We start from the raw sequence: 19598 nt of genomic DNA, 5'->3' as shown, positions 1-19598 counted from the left end.
TGCCTTGCCACGATCCGATGCCTCCCTTGCGAGGCACGGCGGAAAGCCGGGTGATGAGAACATGCTTGAGGCATGCGTCAGCGCCTTTAGCCCCGAAAGGCCTGTACATACGCGCCAACCACCCGGCAGAATTCCGGCTACGGGACTCAAGCGAGGTTCTCACGCCTCGGCGCCGCAATATCGGGCGGCGCGTGATCAGGATAAATCAACGATCTTGAATTGCAATGCTGAATGCGGATGTCACTGACGTGACAGAAGGATTGAATTGTGACCCCACCAATATTTATGCTCGATACAGGAACTCTTCGTGAGTTCAGAATCCATCAGCAGAACCTCTCGCAACGATCGGTGATTGCGGTTTTTATCGAGTGTGCCACCTCTTTCTAGCAGATGGCGTAAATACTCCATTGGAGATGTCGTTTAGTAGGCATGGAGATAGGTTGGTTCAGGCTATCCAGCTTCACGTTCGAAGAGGTCAAGTGAAGCCGGGTCGAGTTGTAGAAGCATTCGATATAATCGAACACGTCGTTCTTCGCCTGGGCTCTCGTACGGTAGATCTTCTTTCCGATCCGTTCGGTCTTGAACGAGGAGAAAAAGCTCTCCATTGGGGCATTATCTCACACGTTGCCTGACCGGCTCATCGAGCAGGTGATCTCATTGTCGACCATCAGCCGCTGGAACTGCTCGCTGGTATATTGGCTGTCTTGATCCGAGTGATGTAGCAGGGCGTCAGGCTTGCCACGTCGCCAGGTCGCCATGATTAGCGCATCGGTGAGGAGCTGGACCGTCATGTTGGCGCTCATCGACCATCCGACCACCCGACGCGAGGAGAGGTCGATCACCGCCGCGGCATACAGTCATCTCTCGGCCGTCCAGATAGGTGAAGTCGGCCACCGACTTCTGGTTCGGCCTGTCGGCCGTAAACTGGCGATCGAGCATGTTGCCGACGATGATCGAGCACTCACCATGATCCTTGGGAAGACCGCGCCGCGGCCTCGCCCGAAGACTCTGCTGGCGATGAGCCGATCGATCTGGCGCAGGTTGCCGGATATCCCGTCGGCCAGCAGGTCGTGCCAGACCTATGTAGCTGGCACGGACCTTCGTACCGATCACCTGGTTGTCGCGGGCACGCTGCGATGGCGGACGGATCAGCCTGGCACGGAAGCCACTCCGCGAGACACCCAGCGCCCCGCACATCCATGCAACCGGCCAGATATCTCGGTGCATCGCAATAAACTGGAATCTCATATCGAGTGACTCGCGAAGTAGGCGGCGGTTTTTTGGGATGTCGCGCTCCGCCTTCATTCACCTGACCGTGGCCGGGAAAGGCATGGCCCCGATCGGTGGCAAGCTCCCGGACCCAATTCCACAGCACGTCCGCATGCACATCCAGATCACGCGACGCCTGGGCGATCGTCACCCCCGCTCGCGGCCCATCCTCACCGCCTCAAGCCTGAACTCGTGGCTGAACTCCCTTCTTTGCGTCGTGGCCCTCCGATAGGTCGAAACACGCAATCTCAGTGTCCACCAAACCGGCAGTGGGCTATCATTTTGATGGTGCAGCCGATGGATTGGAATGAATGAGCCGAATTCCATTCGGTGACATTAAGTGAAAAAGTGCTGGGAACCAGCCGCTTTCTGGACGTTCCCGGACCTCGCGGGACCCTTAGCGCCCAGCACAGGACAGTAGTGAATGCGCTGCGCTGGTCAATCTCGAATTTGAAGCTCGGGACCGCTCCACTGAACAATAACGATAACTGCCAAGAGGACCGAGAAGGTCAGTCAGGCCAACGTAGAAATCACCTAATGAAATGCTTGGCACGCGTCGTCCGAAAACTTCCGCACTGCGCTTACGCAGAAAAAATGACGCCCTGTACTGTGTCACTATCATCTCATGGTCAGTCCACGCTGTTGAAGCCAGACCCCGGGCTTTACGATCAGAATCGCGACCACCGAAACAACGGGCAAGAGCATAAACAGCATCAGCGCCTCGTCGTATGAGCCCAGCCGATCAAACAGGCGCGCCATCAACCACGGCCCCGTCGCCGAGCCGATGTTCGCCATGGCGGTGAACAGGCCGAGCAGGACGCCGAGGTGCCGTACGCCAAAGCAATGTCGCCCGAGCACGGGGCCGTCGATCATCACCCCTGAATGGGCCAACGCGCGCAGCACGATGAAGAGTGCAAAGACGGCGGGGTTTGCGAGAAACAGGCAAAGGAACGCCACGACCGTCAGCAGAAGATAGAAAAGCGCGAGGCCCCGGTTCGAATAGCGATCGAGCACCGTGCCGGCCACGATCCGGCCCGCCATGCTGAGCAGCCCGATCAGGCTGACGCCGAGCGCCGCCATTTCCGGCGACACACCCGCATCATTGAACATAAGCACCTGATGCTGAACCAGCGCTTGATCGACGATGGTGACAAGAAAGAAGGCGATTGAAAGCAGCCAGAACGTGTGGCCGCGCATAAGGTCGCCGATATATGCGGCGGGTCCACTGCCCGCCGGCTCGTCCGATGCGTTCCACTCGTGGTCGCCGGCACTTGCAACAGCAATTGTCCGCATACCGTATATGAGCAGTGGCACAGCAATCAGCCAGATCCCCAGCGAAAGCAGCGCCATGCCTGCGCGCCATCCGACGGTGCCGATCAGTGCTGCCGTCAACAGCGGCATAACGACACCGCCGAGCCCGGTTCCCAGGAGCGCAATGCCAGTTGCCGTGCCCTGTGCTTCACGGAATGTGCGCGCCATCATCACGAACACGGTGACCATCGCACCTGGACCTGCAATACCGAGCATGACACCCGCAATGTAATATGTGGTGAGATCGCCAATAAAGAGGAAGCCGACGAGCGCCAGGCCACCGACCATGATCGAGAGCAAAAGCGCAATCCATACGCCGGTGAGATCGAGAAACCGGCCGACCAGAATCGAAGCCACCGCGCCGGTCAGATACTTTGCGGAAGCAAGCAGGGTCGCCTGTTCGCGCGTCCAGCCGAATTCGGCGATAACTTCGGGGTAGAGGAAGGGCAGCGCATAGGCAGGCGCCGAAAAACCGAAGAATAGCACTGCGAACGCAATCACCAGGATGCGCCAGTTTTCACGCAGTTCGCCACTAAGCGCAGAGTCAACCCTGAACATACCGTCCCTCCCGCCCCGGAACCGTTTCTATAGATCACTCACCGAAGCGATAGCCCTCGCGACGCGCTCGACATTCGCGATGTTGAGCCCAGCGACATTAGCCCGGCTTGTTCCGGTCATATGCACATGGTGCTCTTCGCGCAGTGTACGTACGGCTTCCGGACTGAGCCCCAGAAGCGCAAACATTCCGCGCTGACGGCTAAGGAACGCATAGTCGCGCGCAGCGCCCCCGAGATGCTTTACAAGCAGAGCGCGAATCATGTTGATACGCGTACGCATCTCCGCCAGTTCCTGTCGCCAGTCGGCGGCGAGTAGCGCATCTCCCAGAACATGCGCGACCACAGCTGCACCGTGATCGGGCGGCATCGACCACAACGCGCGCGCAAGCGGCATAAGATGCTCATAGGCACGATCACTGTCCGCTGCATTCGCGCCGACGATCGTGAGTGCACCGACCCGATCGCGATAAAGCGCAAAGTTCTTCGAGTAGCTCGACGCGATAACGACCTCCGGTAACCGCCGTGCGAGCAGCCGGATGCCGTAAGTGTCCTCCTCCAATCCCTCGGCAAAACCAAGATAGGCGAGGTCAACAAAGGGCAACGCGCCGGAACGTCCCAGAGTGTCCGTGATCGCCCGCCAGCCATCCGCGTCCAGATCCGCGCCAGATGGATTGTGGCAACATCCGTGGAGTAGAAGCACATCCTTTGCCGCGAGGTCCTGCAAGGCCTCCATCATCGCATCGAAGCGCAGCTTGCCGGTGGCGACATCGTAATAGGGGTAGTTCACAACTTCGCATCCGGCCGCCGCGAGCAGATGACCATGATTGGTCCACGTTGGTGTCGGAATGAAAACGCGCCCGCCGGGCCGTGCCACGCGCAGGAAATCCATGCCGAGGCGAAGCGCACCTGTGCCACCGGGGGCCTGTACGGTACGGCTGCGGGTGAAGGCGTCGCTTTGCGCACCGAAGAGTAGCGAACGGGTTGCGCTGTTGAAGGCATCATTCCCCGCCGAAGAGAAATAACGCTTGCTCATTTGCGTTTCGGTGAGCCACCGCTCAGCGGCCTTCACCGTGGCAAGCACGGGGACCTCACCGGCCTCGTCCTTGTAAACGCCGATGCCGAGATCCACCTTTTCAGGTGACGAATCGGCCGCGAAGAGCTGCGTAAGCCCAAGGATGGGATCGGCCTTGGGCACCGCAAGGTCGGAAAACATGGCGAACTCCCCTCGTCAATTGACACGACGCAATCGGCACGTCGGATTAGCACTTGCACATTATCTCATTTTTCGCAACATAGTATCGTATTACGTAACAACTTACAGGACGGTCGAGCGTGGGGAACGAAGCAAAAGCGATATCGACGGCAACGGCGAAACGGATGACCGGCGGTGACATCCTCGTCGCAGGTCTGCAACGCTGGGGAGTATCCGACATGTTCGGCGTGCCGGGCGTCCAGCTCGATGAGCTGTTCGACGCGCTCTACCGGAACGGCGAGGACATCCGCCTCGTCCACACGCGCCACGAGCAAGGAGCAGCCTACATGGCGCTTGGCTATGCGATGGTGACGGGGCGTCCCGGCGTCTGCGCCGTGGTACCTGGCCCCGGCCTCCTCAACGCCGGTGCGGCGCTTTCCACGGCCTATGCGTGCAACGCGCGCGTGCTCTGCCTGACGAGCACCGTGAACAGCGCGCTCATCGATCGCCGCCAGGGCGCCCTCCACGAGATCAACGATCAGGATGGCCTGCTCCGCAGCCTGACGAAATGGAGCGCGCGCGCCTCGCACGCGAGCGAGATCCCGGCACTTCTCGACGAGGCCTTCCGACAGCTTCTGACCGGACGTCCGCGCCCGGTCGCGCTTGAAGTTCCGCCCGACATCCTCGCGCAGACCGCAATGATCGCATGGGCGGAAAAACCGGCACTCGTGACCCCCGGCATCGACCCCGACATGATCGCGGAAGCGGCAGCCCTGTGCGCGGATGCCGAAACGCCGATGATCGTCGTCGGCAGCGGCGCGCAGGACGCCGGACCAGAGATCCGCCGCCTCGCGGAAATCCTGCAGGCCCCAATCGTCAGCCGCCACATGGGACGCGGGGTCGTGCGCTCGGACGATGCCTATGCCCTGCCCGCTGCCGCGGCGCTTCCGCACTGGAAGGATGTCGACCTCGTCATCGGCATCGGCACGCGGCTGCAGCAGCTACGGGAATGGGGATACGATTCAGGGCTCAAGGTCATCCGCATCGACCTTGATCAGGCGGAAATGACCCGCGTGGCGCCGCCTACGATCGGTATCTGCGCCGATGCCGCGGAGGCCACGGCACTGCTGGCCGAGGCGCTCGCCGCGCGCGGCATCGAAAAGCCGTTGCGCACCGCGACGTTCGCCGCCATTCGCGGCGAATTCCGCGAGGAAATCGAGCGGGACATTCAGCCGCAGATGTCCTTCCTGGACGTGATTCGCGAGGCGATGGCCGACGATGACGTGTTCGTGGATGAAATGACGCAGGTCGGCTATGCATCGCGCTACGGCCTGCCGATCTATTCGCCCCGCACTTATGTGAATTCCAGTTATCAGGGAACGCTCGGCTACGGCTTCGCCACAGCGCTCGGCGCGCAGGTCGGCGCGGGCGCTCGGCGCGTGATCTCGGTGAACGGCGACGGCGGTTTCCTGTACACCATGCCGGAACTCGCCACTGCCGTTCTGCACCGGATTCCGTTAATTGCGATCGTCTTCAACGACGGGAATTTCGGCAACGTACGCCGGATACAGGCGAACAAGTACGGCGGCCGCCTGATCGCCTCCAACCTTCACAACCCCGATTTCGTGGCACTCGCCGAATCGTTCGGTGCGCTAGGTATCCGCGCCGAAGGACCTCAAGGCCTGCGCGAGGCGCTCGCACGCGCGAAAACCGTCGACGGGCCGGTGCTGATCGAGGTGCCGAGCGACCTTGGCAAGACCGCGTCGCCGTGGAAGCATGTCCACGGGCGCAAGGTGCGCTGAAAGGAACCCGCCAGACCATGCGCCGTCCCGATCCCGCAACGCTCGACATTCTGAAGACGCTCGTCGGTTTTCCCACGGTGAGCCGCGATTCCAACCTCGAACTCATCGAATGGGTGCGGGACTATCTGGCGGAACATGGCATCGAAAGCGTGCTGACGCGCGGCGAGGATGCGCGCAAGGCGAACCTCTTCGCCACGATCGGCAACGGCAGCGGCGGCATCATCCTGTCCGGCCACACGGATGTCGTACCCGTCGACGGACAGGCGTGGTCAACTGACCCGTTCGAACTCACCGAACGAGACGGCAAGCTCTACGGGCGCGGCACATGCGACATGAAGGGCTTCATCGCGGTCGCGCTTGCCAAGGTGTCCGTGTTGAAGGCGGCGGCTGGTGAGGAACCCATCCACCTCGCCTTTTCATTCGACGAGGAAATCGGCTGCAAGGGCGTCGGCCACATGCTCGCCGACCTGGCGGCGCGCGGCCTTTCGCCACGCGGCTGCATCGTCGGCGAGCCGACGAGCATGAACACGGTTGTCGGCCACAAGGCCGGCGCCGTCTATTCCTGCACGGTCTCGGGGCTGGAGGTTCACAGCTCGCTCGCGCCGCAAGGCGTGAATGCCGTGGAATATGCCTCGCGGCTGGTGAACCGCATTGCGGAGATCGCCGAGCGCATGGCGCAGGAAGAACGCCGCCACGACGGCTATGAAGTCCCCTACTCCACGATGCAGACCGGCGTGATCGGCGGCGGCCATGCCGCCAACATCGTGCCTGCCGCCTGCACGTTTCGTTTCGACATCCGCACGCTGCCCTGGACCGATCCGGAGGCCCTGATCACGGAGGTCCGGGATTTTGCCGAAACTGCACTGCTCCCGCGGATGCACACCATCGCGCCAAACGCCGCTATCGAGATAGTACGGATCGGCCATGTCCCCGGCTTCGCCATCGACGACGATGCACCGCTGACCCGCTATGTACAGCGGCTCAATCGCAGCAACGCCGCGCCGCGCCATGTGACGTTCGGGTCTGAAGCCGGGCTGTTTCAGGCGCGCGCCATCCCGGCGGTGATCTGCGGCCCCGGCTCGATCAGCCAGGCACACAAGCCCGACGAGTTCATTTCGCTCGAACAACTTGCGCTTTGCGAGGACTTCATGGATCGCCTCGCCGCAACCGCGTTCGAGTAAGCGAGGCTATGCGCCTTGCAGCGGCATCAGCGGTGAAACCACACCTTCGGCATATTGATCCTGAATCGCGCGCGCTGTCGCCTTCACGTTTTCGAGAAGCGCCAGGTCGGGCTCCGGCATCAGCAGCGCCGACGAGAGGATGATACTGACAGTGGCAGCGATCACCCCGTCCGGCTCGAAAAGCGGCGCCGCGATACCTCCAAGACCGTTCCCGCGCACATTCGCCTCGAAATCGACTCCATAGCGTGTGAGGTTCTCGATGACGCGCGGCGGCGTTGGCTTCTTCTTTTCGAAATAATAGATGAGGCGCGCCGCAGGAGATTCCGGCAAGCCGAGAACAGCGCCGGGATGGATCATGACCCCTGGCTCGAACTGGCTGTTGACCGAAAGCACGACCATAGCGCCGCCCCGCGTGGGCGTGGAAAGTAGCGCGGTATGACCCGTCGCGTTGTGCAGATCGATGATGAAGGGCCGTGAGATTTCCACGATATTGCTGCGGTAGACGGCCGCCCGCCCGAACTTCAGCAGCTTACGGCCAAACACGTAGCCTTCGCCTTCCCGTGCCCGGTCGACCAGCCCCAGATTGGTGAGCGTCTGCAAGTGGCGCGAGACACGCGCCTTGGTCATATCGAGCTGACGGGCGAGATCCGTGACACGGACAGCGCCCGAGGCTTCTGAAAGCACGTCCAGGATCTGTACGGTAACCTCCACGCTCTTGACCCGCGCCGACGCCGCACCTTCACTGCTTCGTGTTCTTCCTGCCGCCATTCGTCATCCAATGCCCGCAGGGTGAGCCTGCCTTGTCGTTTGGCACTAGCATGTAGCCCCGGCACCGAGAAGCCCGTTCCCGACCCGGTTGAATCAAGCCACGGGTTGCCAGCGTGTGAAGGCGCAGGACGAGCCCGTACCCCCTTCGGTGCGATACAGCTTCTGATAATCCACCACCGTCATCGAAAGGCCCGCCCGATCCATCGCGGCCGATGCCGCGATCCAGCTCTTACACTCGGACGTGCCCGCCATCAGTTCGTTCTGGGGCAAAGCCCGCAAGGTCTTTGCGTCGCGCGTACGCATCGCTTCTAGGAACATACGGTCCCAGGCTTCGTCCACCACGAAGTGGGTAAGGCCGCCCGTCGTCAGAACCACAACCCTCGCGTCGACATCCCACGCGGCGATAGCATCGGCGAGCGCGGTTCCGAAATCATGACAGCGTGCCGCGGTGGGGCTGTTCTCGTAGTACCAGCAGTTCACATCGACGGGGACGTGCGGCACGACATGATCGCGCATCACGTTCTTGTAGAGAAAACCGTAAGCGTGCGGCATTCCGAAGAGCAGCGAGCGATCGCCTTGCACCGTGGGCTTTTCATGGCAGAGCGTGACATCGAAGCCGGCTTCCCGGACGAGATGCGATGCAAGGTGAAGACCGAGCGTGCGGTGGCCAGGATAGATCGTCCGATCGTCCGGCAGATGACCGTGATCGGAAATCTCGATGCCGATCGGCAGGCGCGCATTCTGTTCGGATGTTCGCGGCACGTTGACGATGGTGTCCGCCGCGATCACGGCGAAGGCCGGAATCATGTCGGAGAAGATTTCCTTCTGGTCGTTGCCGACGATCACCACGACATCGGGTGCCGCCGCGACGAAGGATGCGTGAAGCGCGTCCATCGCCGCGAAACTTCGGCGAAGCGATTCCTCGCGTGTCGCCAGATCGAGATACCGGCCGAGATTTTCGGCATCACGCTCGCGTTCCAGTTCCGCGTAGGAAAGTTTCCGCCCACGGAACCATAGCGGCACGCCGTCCTGGCGGTCGCGATCGCCGCGAATGTCCCAGTCGCGCGCAAGCGTGTGCAGTTGCGGTGTGTGCGCGCATCCGATTCCAAGCACGATTCTTGCCACGACCACTCCTCGCTTGACCCGTCATATTGTTGCGTTATTCGTTACAGTATTGCGATTTGCGATACAACTACGGATAGGCTTTCAATGAAACTCGCGACATTCGAAGCCGGCGGCGGGGTTAGAATCGGCGCTCTTGTGAAAGATGGCCTGCTCGACCTCGCAGCCGCCGCGAACCTGGACGAACGCGTATTTTTCACCTCGATGCAGACGCTGATCGAAGCAGGTGACGCCGGCCTCGATACGGCGCACGCACTGGCAGCGCGCTGGCGCGGCGATCACACCCTTGCACCGGAAAGCGTGCGCTTCCTTCCGCCGCTCCCCGTGCCCAATTCGATCCGCGATTTCGCCAATTTCGAGCTGCACTGCCTGCAGGCGCTGGAAACCAGCATGAGAACGCGCGCTCGCGGCGAGGCGGACCCGGAGGCGGCCTATGCGCGCTTCAAGGCGAGCGGCGCCTATGACCTGCCGCCGATCTGGTATCAGCGACCTTTTTACTTCAAGGGCAACCGCATGACCTGCTCCGGGCACGGCGCTACGATCCGCTGGCCGCGCTTTACGACGACACTGGATTACGAACTCGAATTCGCAGCGGTGATCGGAAAGACGTGCGTGAACGTTGCACGCGAAGACGCAGCCGGCTGCATCTTCGGCTACACGATCTACAACGATTTCAGCGCGCGCGACGAGCAGGTGCGCGATCAGCAATTCCGCATGGGGCCATCGAAGGGCAAGGACTTCGATACCGGCAACGCCATGGGGCCATGGATCGTGACGCGCGATGAGTTGCCGAACGTCTCGAATCTGTCGATGGAATCGCGCATCAACGGCGAGGTGCAGGGCCGGGCGCAGTCATCCGGCATGTGTCACAGCTTCGCGGATTGCATCGCCTTCGTGTCGCGCGACGAGACGCTGTATCCGGGCGATGTCTTCGGGTCGGGCACCGCCGGAAACGGCTGCGGGTTCGAGACAGGGCGCTATCTGGAACCCGGCGATGTCATCGAACTCGAGGTAGAGGGCATCGGCACCCTTTGCAACACGATCGGCGCGCGGCCCGGTTAACGGGGGACGCGCACCGTCTGGAGCTGCATATATTCATCAAGGCCGTGCAGGCCGAACTCGGTGCCGATACCGGACTGCTTGGCGCCACCGAACGGCGCATCGGGCGAGATGACTGAGTGATCGTTCACCCAGACATTGCCGCAGATGAGACGCCGCGCCAGTGCCGTCGCCCCCGCGATATCCGACGACCATACCGACCCGCCGAGACCGTTCTCCCCCGCATTGGCGCGGGCGAGCGCGTCCTCCGCGTCCGTATAGCGGATGATGGGCAGGATCGGGCCGAACTGCTCCTCGTCCACGACGCGCATCCCATCCGTCACATCGACGAGGATCGAGAGCGGGAAGAAATAGCCGTCGCGGTCGAGCGGCGCGCCGCCCGCGAGGAAGCGTCCGCCCTTCGCAAGCGCGTCTTCGGCGAGGCCGCAGACGAAATCGAACTGCGCCTTGTTCTGCACGGGGCCATACTCGCTCGCCGGATCATCGCCCGGTCCCATCACGGACGCGTGCGCGTGTTCAGCGAGGCGACCGGCGAGCGCATCGTGAAGGCTTTCGTGGACATAAAGCCGCTTCAGCGCCGCGCAGGTCTGGCCGCTGTTGTTGAACGCCTTCAGGAAAATCTTCTGCGCGATGGCGTCGACATCCGCGTCGGGAAGCACGATGGCGGCATCGTTGCCGCCGAGTTCGAGCGTTAACCGCTTCAGGTTCGCCGCGCCGCTCGCCATGATGGTGCGTCCGGTCGGCGTCGATCCGGTGAACACGATCTTGTCTATACACGGATGCGCGCAGATGGCGCGGCCCATGTCACCCTCGCCCGTCACCACGTTCAAAACGCCCGCGGGCAGATGCGCGTTCGCGATCTCGACAAGGCGGAGCGTGCTGAGCGGCGTACAGGATGACGGCTTGATGACGACCGTGTTCCCGGCGAGCAGCGCCGGCATGATGTGCCACACGGCGATCAGAACCGGGTGATTCCATGGCGTGATCGAGCCGACAACGCCGAGCGGCAGGCGGTGCACCTGCACCGTGCCGCTTTCGTCGTCGCGGATCGTCTCTACCGCGGGCCGTAGCTTAGCGGTTGCCCGCATCCACATGATCGCGGCGTTCATTTCGCCCATCGCCGCCGTCCGCGCGGGCTTGCCCTGCTCGGAGGAGAGCAGCCGGCCGAGCACCTCCTTCTCCGCTTCCACCGCGTCCGCGATGGCGGCAATAGCCGCCGCACGCGTATCGGCCGGAGTCGCGGACCAGCCCGGAAACGCCCGCCGCGCGGCCAACACCGCCGCTTCCAGATCGTCGAGGCTCGTCAACGGGCAATCGATGAAAGCGCGGCCTGTCGCGGGATTGATGACAGGGAAAGTCGTCGCCGTTTGCAGCGGCTTTCCATCCACGATCGGTACAGGTGCACTCATAGCCGGAACAACCTTTCCGCCGTGCCGCTACGCACCATGCGCGCGGCATCACCGCCGAGCGCATCGACACGGGCAAGGCAGCCTTCCATGTCGCCAATATTGTGCGGATAATCCGAACCGTACATCACTCGCTCCGGCCCGCCCGCGACCTCGATGCAGAGATCGAGCGCACCTTTTTCATAAACCACCGTGTCGTAGTAGATGCGCTTCAGGTAGCTGGACGGGGGCGCGCTGATCTTCTCCGCGCACGCCGGAATGCGTTCGTGACAGCGATCGAGCCGCCCGGCGAGGTAGGGCAGCGTCGCGCCACCGTGCCCCGCGATGATACCGAGCCTCTCGTATCGATCAAAGAAGCCGTCGAAGATCATGCGAGAAATCGCGAGCGTCGTATCGAACATGAAGCCGACAGGCGGCACCAGCCCGTATTCGTCCATGCCCATTGCGTCCGCGCCCTGCGGCGCTGTGGGATGCACGAGCACCGGCAGCGCATGGCGGTCGATCGCCTCCCAGACCGGCGCGAATACCGGGTCGGTGAGGTTCTTCTCGTCCACGTTCGCGGTTACGAACACGCCCGCCGCGCCGGCCTTCACCGCGCGGTCCAGCTCCGTGACCGCGCGGTCGGCATATTGCCACGGCAGCGTCGCGAACCAGCGGATACGGTCCGGGTAGCGGCCCTGCTGGAACGCCATAAGATCATTCATCCCCGCCGCCGTCGCCGCGCTCACCTCCGGCCCGCCCCAATAGGCACTCGGGCAGGTCAGCGAGACGATAGCCACATCGACGCCCGCCTTGTCCATGTTCTTCACACGCAGGTCGTAATCGAACATCTCGGGGGTCAACGTCATGAACGGCGCGCCACGCAGGAACACCGAGTCCTGCCCTGCCTTCGTGGGACGGACATCGTATTTGGGGGCGCCGTGTCGGCGGAGTTCTTCCACCCATGATGCGCTCAGCATATGTGTGTGAACGTCGATAACGGGCATAGCGACTACTTCTCCAGATTGATACGGTTAGAGAGACGACCGAGACCTTCGACCTCAACGTCGGTCAGCATGCCGTCGTAGAGATTGAGGTAGGTGCCGATATTGCCGCGCGGATGTTTCTGCGTGCCTTTCGACGCTGTTCCGGTGTGGATGCAGTCGCCTGATTCCATCGTGAACCACTTGGTCGCCTCGGAGATGACCCGCTCTACGGGGAAGAAATAATTCGCCGTGCTGTCATCCGCGTAACATTCATCGCCGATGTAGCCCCGCACACGCAGGGCGTTCGGATCGGGAATCTCATCCTTCGTCGTCAGCCACGGACCCATCGCGGCGAACGTGTCCGCGCCCTTCGACTTGCTGTGATAGATGAACAGGAGATAGGTATCCTCACCCTCGAACTTGGGGCGCCACGCCAGATGGTGCGGCTTTACAACCTCGGGCCGCTGCTTGAGCGCAATTGAATCCTGCGAGAACTTGACTCCGCTCGCCGTCACGTCGTTGGTGAGCGTGTAGCCGAAGACATAATCCAGCGCCTTTTCGGGCGGCACGTTCTTTGCCGTTTTTCCGAACACCACCACGGGCTCCGGCTCGGGAATCGACTGGCCGTGATCCTTCAGGATATCGATGGTCTTGTTGTGTCCGGTGAGTGCCGAGCGGCCCTTGGTGAAGAACATCGGCGCCGTCATCGGGCGCACGGCATACTGGTTGAGATTGTTGTTGTTGACCGCGCAGCCGAGAATCTTGGAAGGGCGTGGGTTTGGCGCCATCCAGTCCGCGCCTGCAAGGTCAATCACAGGCAGCTTTCCTGCGATCGCCGCCTCGATCGCAGCGGCGGCGGCATCGAGCCCGGCGTTCTCGGCCTCGATAAGGTCTTCCATCCAGCGGTATTCAAGCGCAACGGCCTTGTCGTCCGCTACGCGCGCAATGACCGTGGGCCTGCCCTGATACCTGATCGTCCCGAGTTTCATGGTCGCTCCTCTCCTCGCCGCAGCGCGGCAGTCCTGCTTTTATTCTGCTTTCGATTCAGATCAGGTGCGCGCCTTTCGCGATCATCCCCATCGCCTCCTGGTATTCACGCTTCACGCCATCAGGCTGGCCGATCTGGTGTTGGTAATCCGGCCGGTTGAGGCGATAGGCGAGCGAGTCGCCGAGTGTCCGGCTTTCCTCAAGCGACATCGATGTCGTGAACAACTCCCTGTGCTTGATCGGGAGCTCCACACAGCGGTTGAACTCGGGATCGCGGATGACCCCCTTGGGATCGCGTCCTTCCTCTACCGCCCTGATGCTGTCCTCATACGCGCGCCGCATCATCGCGATGCCGCGATCGCTCTGCCCAAGATGTTCCTTCGTGCGGTCGGCGATCGCCCCCTGGCCGACCCACGCCACAATATCCTGATTGAGCACGTGACTGGTGATCCATTCGCCGTTCTCGTCCTTCACCGGACCGGTCCAGTACGGCACACGCTTCTGGACATACGGCTCGCGATCCTTCGGTACGCGGTGGAACATCCACGTAATGCTGAGCGTGTTCTCGTCGTCCACCGGCACGCGCCATTCGATGTGATCCCCGAGGAAGAAGGCATTGGGCCACAGCGCGGTCGCACCGACCGTCCAGTGCTGGTTGTCCTTGTCCGTATCCTCACGTACGCGTCGGTAGATGTGCCCGAATTCGAACTCGTCGAACTTCAGCTCAAGATGCGTCGGACCATAAGCGCCGCTTCCAAAAAGGCGCGACGACCAGTTTCGGTGCATCCATTCGAAATGCACGGGATCGAGACTGTTTTCCTGACACTGGAGCCAGTTGCACGGAACGTCGGCGAATACGACCTGCCGAAAGCCGTTCTCCCATGTGAAGGGCTCCCAGTTCGGCACCAGCGGGGCAGGCTGCGGTCCGAGATAGGCCCAAAGCATCCCGGCCTTTTCCTCCACCGGATAGGCGGTAATGCGAATCTTGTCACGGAAGCGGGCGCGCGGATTCGCGATATCCTCGAAAGGCTGCTCAAGACATTGGCCGGACTCCGCGAAACACCAGCCGTGATAACTGCACCTGATGCCATCCTGTTCGATGATGCCATGCGCCATATCGGCGCCGCGGTGCGGGCAGTTGCGGGCGACAAGGCCGTAGGTCCCGTTCCCTGCCTTAAACAGCACGAGATCCTCGCAAAGCAGGCGCACCCGCTTGACCGGCCGATCATCGAGTTCGGCCGTCGCCGCTATCGGATGCCAGTAGCGGCGCAGCAACTCGCCCATCGGCGTACCCGCCCCAACGCGCGTCAGGCGCTCGTTCTGACCGGCTCTCACGAAATCATGCCCCTCATCTGTTTCATGACCGCTGACATGGGCGAACTTCCATGTTTATCGCAACAAAATGAATGACAAGTTGCGTTATACGAAACTCCATCATAATGTGCCTGCATGTCAGAACGTGATCCTCGTCGTCGTGCGCCATTGTCGGCACCGGCCAGCATCGAAACCGTCGCAACCGCCGCCGCGATCGTCGACCTGCTCGCCGAGCGCGAGGAGCCGCTCGGCGTGCAGATGATTGCCGATCTGCTGGGCATGACGAAATCGCGGATTTCGCGGCACATGACCAATCTCGAATCGCTCGGGCTGGTCGCGCGGGGCAGTTCGGGCCGCGGCTTCCGGCTCGGCTGGCGTACGATCCGTTGGGGGCAGATCGCTTCCAGCCGCATGGCGCTCGCGCAGATTCTGGCGGAGCCGCTTCGTGCGTTCAACGAACGCAGCGGACGTACCGTTCTGTTGTGTGCCGCCGCGGGCGGCGATGCGATCGTCATTCAATGTCTCCCGGCGCCCCGCGCCTTTCGCATCGATGTTCAGACCGGTTTGCTGCTCGCCCTGCCGCATTCGCCCACGGCCCGCGTGTGCTACGCGTTCCAGCCCCGTGAAACGCGCATGGCGCTCATCGATCATCTGCGCCGGCGCGAACCCGGCTTCCGCCTGGAAAACGAGGCCGCGTTCGAAGTCGAGGTCGCGGCGATCCAGCGGCGCTATCATTCATGGGACGCGAACAAGTTCAGCCACGGCTACGCGGCGATCGCCGCGCCCGTTTTCGATCGGGACATGGCGCTCATCGCAAGTGTGACCGTCATGCTACCGAGCCACGAAATCACTGACGCAACCCCGCCAGCCGACCTTGTCACGGCGCTGCTGGCGTGTGCGGAAAACTGCTCACGCCAGCTCGGCTCCACGATCCGCTTTCCGGCGGCTCGTTAAATAGTCAAATCTTGAGCCGTTTTCCTGCCGCGGCGGCGAGATCAGCGGCCTTTTGAATTGCTGGGCCGCGCGAGGTCATGATCCGGTCGTAGATCGCCTTGGGCGCGGTTTCCGGCGTTCCGGCATTGAACGGCGGCTGGGGTGCATATTCGATCGTGAGCTGGATGCGCTTTGCTTCGTCCTCGCCTTTCAGAATCGCCGCAAGCGTCAACCCGAAATCAATCCCCGCCGTCACGCCGCCGCCTGTCACACGGTTGCGATCGACGACGACGCGCTCGTGAACCGGGGTCGCGCCCATAAGCGCCAGCTGATCCCGAATCTGCCAGTAGCCGGTAGCCTTGTATCCTTGCAAAAGTCCGGCCGCGCCCAGCACGAGCGCGCCCGTGCAATCGCTGGTAACATAGCGCGCCGTCTTGCCGCGATCGGCGAGGAATGCGAGCACCTCGGTATCCTGCATCACCATCATCGACCCATTGAGGCCGCCCGGCACGAACAGGACGTCGAGATTATCCGGGCAATCGGCGAACAGCGTGCTCGGTGTCACCGGAATGCCGACCTCGGTTGAGACCGGGTTCAGGTCTTTCCATACGAGGTGGATTTCGGAATGCATGAGGTTGAACACGGTGAGCGGGCCAATGAAATCCTGCATCACCATGGCTGGATGAACAAGCATCGCGATAACCGGGCGGCCCGGTCCACGCCCTTCTGTGCCGAACACCCCCATCATCGGCCGGCGTCCGCCTTCGGCCATCATCTTCGCATGATCATGGGCAGGCGCGCCATGCGCGGGGTTATGCGCCGAATGATCCCCGGCATGCTGCGCGAACGCGGGCGCCGACGCCAGACCCGCGGCCGTCAACGCCGCACTCCGGAGGAAACGGCGCCTGCCGACGGCACCCTCATTTGTATCATCGCCCATCATCAACAGTCTCCTTCGCGACACTAGAACTTGAACCGCAGACCAACGCGATAGGCCCGCCCGATGAGATCGTAGAGCACCCCGCCGACCGGATTGTAACCACCCATTGGCGGCGGATCCTTGTCGAATACATTGTTGACGACGCCGAACAACTGCAATGATCGGTCGCCATCCTGCACGATGTCGTACTGTGCCGAAAGATTGACGTAGGCGACGGGCGACCGGCGATTGAGGTTTAGGCTGTCCGAATTCGCAGGATCGTAGTCGGGATCGTCCGGGCCGACCAGGGTCGAGTCGAACAACGTCGATCCGAGATAACGAAGCTGCGCCATCGCACCAAAACGGCCGTACGAATAGTGGACAGAAGCATTCCACGTCCATTTCGGGACGAGCTGGCGCACACGATCGATCGGACCGGTGACGCCGGTGAGCACCAGCTTGTCGACATAGGTACCGAGCGCCCGCAGCGTGACGCTGCCGGGGATCAGCGTATCCTGCGGCAGCGCGTAGGACAGCTCGACATCGACACCTTCCGTCTTCAGCGAATTGAAGTTGAGCGACTGGCCGCGCACCTCGGTGATCGTTCCGCCGGCATTCCGGATGATCAGAGCGCACAGGTCAAGGTCGCCGTCCTCGCATTGATCAACGATATTCTGTGCGGTGAGCTGGGTGATCACGTCCTTGATCTTGATGTTGTAGTAATCTACCGACGCGCGGAACCCGGGCAACCATTCCGGCTGGTAAACCATACCGCCGGTAAACGTGTCCGCTCTCTCGGGATCGAGATCGAGGTTGCCGCTGACGATCGAATTGACCTGATAGCTCGTGCCCAGGACGGGGTCGACGACAAGCCCGCGCCCGACAACCGCCCCGGCGAACAGCTCGTTGAGGTTCGGCGCGCGAATGTCGCGGGATTGCGTGACGCGAAACCGAAGGTCTGCGAACGGCTCGTAGCTGCCGCCGATCTTCCATGTCGTGACCGTACCGCTGGTGGAATAATCGGTGAGCCGGATCGCGCCGTTCAGTTCGAGCGATTTCGCGAACGCCGTCTCACGCGCCAGCGGCACGACCGTTTCGAAATACAGTTCCTTCGTATCGTAGTTGCCGCTGATCGCCTGATAGTTTCCGTAATCGAAGCGGCGCGCCTGCGAGTCCGCATTGACAGTGCTGTGCACCTTTTCTTTGCGGTACTCGGCGCCGAACGCCACGGAGACCGGACCGGCCCAGAGATCGAAAGCATCGCCCGCAACGTTGATCGCAGCCACCTGCTGCTTCGTCGTCACGTCGTTCGTCATGATCTTGCGAACATAATCAACGGCCTGATCCGAAGGCGAGTTCTGACCGAAAATGTTAAAGGGTACACAGCCCGCATCGGGACTGCCGGCCGCCCCGGGACGGCAAACGATATTGCCGCTGCCATCGAACACGGCGTCGATGGCAGCACGATAGTTCGCCATCTCCGTGCCTTCATTCTTCTGGACGTAGTTGCTACGCCCCCACTGATAATAGGCATCCCACGACCAGCGTTCAGACAGCTCACCCTTGGCGCCGAACGCAATGCGATCAACCTCCTGATCGGTGCGTAGCTTGTAGAAGCCGAAATTATCGTCGTAGGCGATGCGCCCGACCGTGATCGACTGCAGACCGAGCGTCTGCATCTGCGTACGAACGCTTTCGGGCAAGAAGGCATTATCGACCCGAATGGTGAGATTGGCATCGTCGCGGTGGCTCGCCGAATACCCTGAGAATTTCGATTCGGCGCGCGATCCCTCGACGAAGAACTCGACGCCGTCGAACGCTTCGTAGGTGAGGCGCGCGAACGCCGCGTAGCGCTCAATCGGGTTCACGAGATTGGAACCGGCAGCAAAATAGATGCCGTCGTTGCTGTTGTTTGCCCCGCCGCCCAGCATCTGGTTGCCGCCCACGAGTGTTCCTGGCGTGAAAGTACGCGTGATTCCGCCGGGCAAGAACTCGATATTGTCGAGAGGGCCGCCGACGATGACGCCGCCCGGCGCCATGCGATCCGATATGCGAACGTCCGGCAGGATGTTGCGCGACGGCGTCCCCGCAGGACGCGCGGAGAGCGCAAGATTGCCGTAAGCCTCCCTGCCCCAGTCACGCGAAGTGAAGGCGTCCGGGACACCCTTGTTGTTCACGTAATCGATGCCCGCGATGATATGGCCACGCTCGCCGGCGAAGCCGGTGCCCGCTGCCAGGCTCAGCGAATATTCCTTGTAATCGCTTTCGTCGGACTGGCCGTAGGCGATCGATCCTTCAAAACCCTCCAGCTTGTCTTTCAGCAGCAGGTTGACGACGCCCGCGACCGCATCCGAACCCCACGCCGCCGACGCACCGCCCGTCACCACCTCCGTGCGCCGGATGAGACTCGTGGGAATGAGGTTGAGGTCGACCTGACCGATCTGGTTCGACGGAACGAACCGCCGGCCATCGACAAGCACGAGCGTGCGCGCTGTCGGCGCGCCGCCAACCGCGCTGAGGCCGCGAAGATCGACGAAGCTGCCACCGCTCGATGTGCCGCCCCGCGCCGCAGCGGCCGGAGTCTGGCTCGGCCGGAATGCCGGAACCTCGTTGATGGCATCGATGACATTGGTAATGCCGCGCGCTTCGATCAATTCTTCACCGATAACGGTCGTCGGCGTAGGTGCGGTAAATCCCGTGGATGCGATACGGGAACCGGTTACGATGATTTCCGCGTCGGACACTTCGGCGGGCGACGCCGGGGCAACGGCAGCAGCCACGACGCCCTGATCTGCCGCAGCCATTGACGCTTG

Annotated in this window: 14 protein-coding genes and 1 pseudogene; 4 read left to right on the top strand and 11 right to left on the bottom strand. The window is 62.0% G+C overall.

The window, feature by feature from the left end:
• Nucleotides 1-383: 383 nt before the first annotated feature.
• From AAC014_RS10475 to AAC014_RS10465, 3 genes and pseudogenes are all read right to left on the bottom strand, one after another.
• Nucleotides 384-1437 (bottom strand): annotated as a pseudogene (locus AAC014_RS10475) (IS3 family transposase).
• Between the two features lie 450 nt (nucleotides 1438-1887).
• Nucleotides 1888-3138, bottom strand: coding sequence for an MFS transporter (locus tag AAC014_RS10470; protein ID WP_339708058.1), 1251 nt, complete (start codon nucleotides 3136-3138; stop codon nucleotides 1888-1890).
• A 27-nt stretch (nucleotides 3139-3165) separates the two neighbouring features.
• Nucleotides 3166-4350 (bottom strand): amino acid aminotransferase, encoded by a 1185-nt coding sequence (locus tag AAC014_RS10465; RefSeq protein ID WP_339708055.1) that lies wholly within the window; start codon nucleotides 4348-4350, stop codon nucleotides 3166-3168.
• Nucleotides 4351-4514: 164 nt separating this feature from the next.
• On the opposite strand from AAC014_RS10465, the gene AAC014_RS10460 reads away from it, so the two are divergent.
• Together AAC014_RS10460 and argE are read left to right on the top strand one after the other, a co-directional pair.
• Nucleotides 4515-6131, top strand: a complete 1617-nt coding sequence (locus tag AAC014_RS10460; protein ID WP_339708052.1) for a thiamine pyrophosphate-dependent enzyme — start codon at nucleotides 4515-4517, stop codon at nucleotides 6129-6131.
• A gap of 17 nt (nucleotides 6132-6148) precedes the next feature.
• Nucleotides 6149-7312 carry an acetylornithine deacetylase gene (argE, locus tag AAC014_RS10455; RefSeq protein ID WP_339708049.1) on the top strand — a complete coding sequence of 388 codons (1164 nt, stop codon included), beginning with the start codon at nucleotides 6149-6151 and terminating at the stop codon, nucleotides 7310-7312.
• A 6-nt stretch (nucleotides 7313-7318) separates the two neighbouring features.
• Here argE and AAC014_RS10450 read toward each other — a convergent pair whose 3' ends face one another.
• Together AAC014_RS10450 and AAC014_RS10445 are read right to left on the bottom strand one after the other, a co-directional pair.
• Nucleotides 7319-8080: a helix-turn-helix domain-containing protein gene (locus AAC014_RS10450; RefSeq protein ID WP_339708046.1), complete on the bottom strand. Its 762-nt coding sequence runs from the start codon at nucleotides 8078-8080 to the stop codon at nucleotides 7319-7321.
• Between the two features lie 93 nt (nucleotides 8081-8173).
• Nucleotides 8174-9205 carry a protocatechuate 3,4-dioxygenase gene (locus tag AAC014_RS10445; protein WP_339708044.1) on the bottom strand — a complete coding sequence of 344 codons (1032 nt, stop codon included), beginning with the start codon at nucleotides 9203-9205 and terminating at the stop codon, nucleotides 8174-8176.
• 84 nt (nucleotides 9206-9289) lie between these two features.
• On the opposite strand from AAC014_RS10445, the gene AAC014_RS10440 reads away from it, so the two are divergent.
• Nucleotides 9290-10264, top strand: a complete 975-nt coding sequence (locus AAC014_RS10440) for a fumarylacetoacetate hydrolase family protein (RefSeq protein WP_339708041.1) — start codon at nucleotides 9290-9292, stop codon at nucleotides 10262-10264.
• Here AAC014_RS10440 and AAC014_RS10435 read toward each other — a convergent pair.
• From AAC014_RS10435 to AAC014_RS10420, 4 genes are read right to left on the bottom strand one after another with little or no spacing between them, the layout of a single operon-like run.
• Entirely contained in the window at nucleotides 10261-11670 is a 1410-nt protein-coding gene (locus AAC014_RS10435) for an aldehyde dehydrogenase family protein (RefSeq protein WP_339708038.1), read from the bottom strand. The two genes, AAC014_RS10440 and AAC014_RS10435, sit on opposite strands and share 4 nt — an antisense overlap.
• Nucleotides 11667-12653 carry an amidohydrolase family protein gene (locus AAC014_RS10430; RefSeq protein WP_339708035.1) on the bottom strand — a complete coding sequence of 329 codons (987 nt, stop codon included), beginning with the start codon at nucleotides 12651-12653 and terminating at the stop codon, nucleotides 11667-11669. The genes AAC014_RS10435 and AAC014_RS10430 overlap by 4 nt, the downstream gene beginning before the upstream one ends.
• Nucleotides 12654-12658: 5 nt before the next feature.
• Complete coding sequence (locus tag AAC014_RS10425) at nucleotides 12659-13621, bottom strand: fumarylacetoacetate hydrolase family protein (protein ID WP_339708032.1); 963 nt, start codon at nucleotides 13619-13621, stop codon at nucleotides 12659-12661.
• A gap of 55 nt (nucleotides 13622-13676) precedes the next feature.
• Entirely contained in the window at nucleotides 13677-14954 is a 1278-nt protein-coding gene (locus AAC014_RS10420) for an aromatic ring-hydroxylating dioxygenase subunit alpha (protein WP_339708028.1), read from the bottom strand.
• Nucleotides 14955-15101: 147 nt separating this feature from the next.
• Between AAC014_RS10420 and AAC014_RS10415 the strand changes: the two genes are divergently transcribed.
• Nucleotides 15102-15887 carry an IclR family transcriptional regulator gene (locus tag AAC014_RS10415; RefSeq protein ID WP_339708025.1) on the top strand — a complete coding sequence of 262 codons (786 nt, stop codon included), beginning with the start codon at nucleotides 15102-15104 and terminating at the stop codon, nucleotides 15885-15887.
• A gap of 4 nt (nucleotides 15888-15891) precedes the next feature.
• Here AAC014_RS10415 and AAC014_RS10410 read toward each other — a convergent pair whose 3' ends face one another.
• Nucleotides 15892-16809 (bottom strand): DJ-1/PfpI family protein, encoded by a 918-nt coding sequence (locus AAC014_RS10410; RefSeq protein ID WP_339708022.1) that lies wholly within the window; start codon nucleotides 16807-16809, stop codon nucleotides 15892-15894.
• 20 nt (nucleotides 16810-16829) lie between these two features.
• Entirely contained in the window at nucleotides 16830-19589 is a 2760-nt protein-coding gene (locus AAC014_RS10405; protein ID WP_339708019.1) for a TonB-dependent receptor, read from the bottom strand.
• Nucleotides 19590-19598 lie beyond the last annotated feature (9 nt).

The organism is uncultured Sphingosinicella sp., from assembly GCF_963974575.1.
In the GTDB taxonomy this organism is placed as follows: Bacteria; Pseudomonadota; Alphaproteobacteria; order Sphingomonadales; family Sphingomonadaceae; genus Sphingosinicella.
Note: the sequence above shows the minus strand (reverse complement) of the source record. Positions and strands in the feature narration are given on the sequence as shown.

Coding starts and splice junctions, on each gene's coding strand:
- AAC014_RS10470 (WP_339708058.1), bottom strand. CDS start 3,138: ATGTTCAGGGTTGACTCTGCGCTTAGTGGCGAACTGCGTGAAAACTGG.
- AAC014_RS10465 (WP_339708055.1), bottom strand. CDS start 4,350: ATGTTTTCCGACCTTGCGGTGCCCAAGGCCGATCCCATCCTTGGGCTT.
- AAC014_RS10460 (WP_339708052.1), top strand. CDS start 4,515: ATGACCGGCGGTGACATCCTCGTCGCAGGTCTGCAACGCTGGGGAGTA.
- argE (WP_339708049.1), top strand. CDS start 6,149: ATGCGCCGTCCCGATCCCGCAACGCTCGACATTCTGAAGACGCTCGTC.
- AAC014_RS10450 (WP_339708046.1), bottom strand. CDS start 8,080: ATGGCGGCAGGAAGAACACGAAGCAGTGAAGGTGCGGCGTCGGCGCGG.
- AAC014_RS10440 (WP_339708041.1), top strand. CDS start 9,290: ATGAAACTCGCGACATTCGAAGCCGGCGGCGGGGTTAGAATCGGCGCT.
- AAC014_RS10435 (WP_339708038.1), bottom strand. CDS start 11,670: ATGAGTGCACCTGTACCGATCGTGGATGGAAAGCCGCTGCAAACGGCG.
- AAC014_RS10430 (WP_339708035.1), bottom strand. CDS start 12,653: ATGCCCGTTATCGACGTTCACACACATATGCTGAGCGCATCATGGGTG.
- AAC014_RS10425 (WP_339708032.1), bottom strand. CDS start 13,621: ATGAAACTCGGGACGATCAGGTATCAGGGCAGGCCCACGGTCATTGCG.
- AAC014_RS10410 (WP_339708022.1), bottom strand. CDS start 16,809: ATGATGGGCGATGATACAAATGAGGGTGCCGTCGGCAGGCGCCGTTTC.
- AAC014_RS10405 (WP_339708019.1), bottom strand. CDS start 19,589: ATGGCTGCGGCAGATCAGGGCGTCGTGGCTGCTGCCGTTGCCCCGGCG.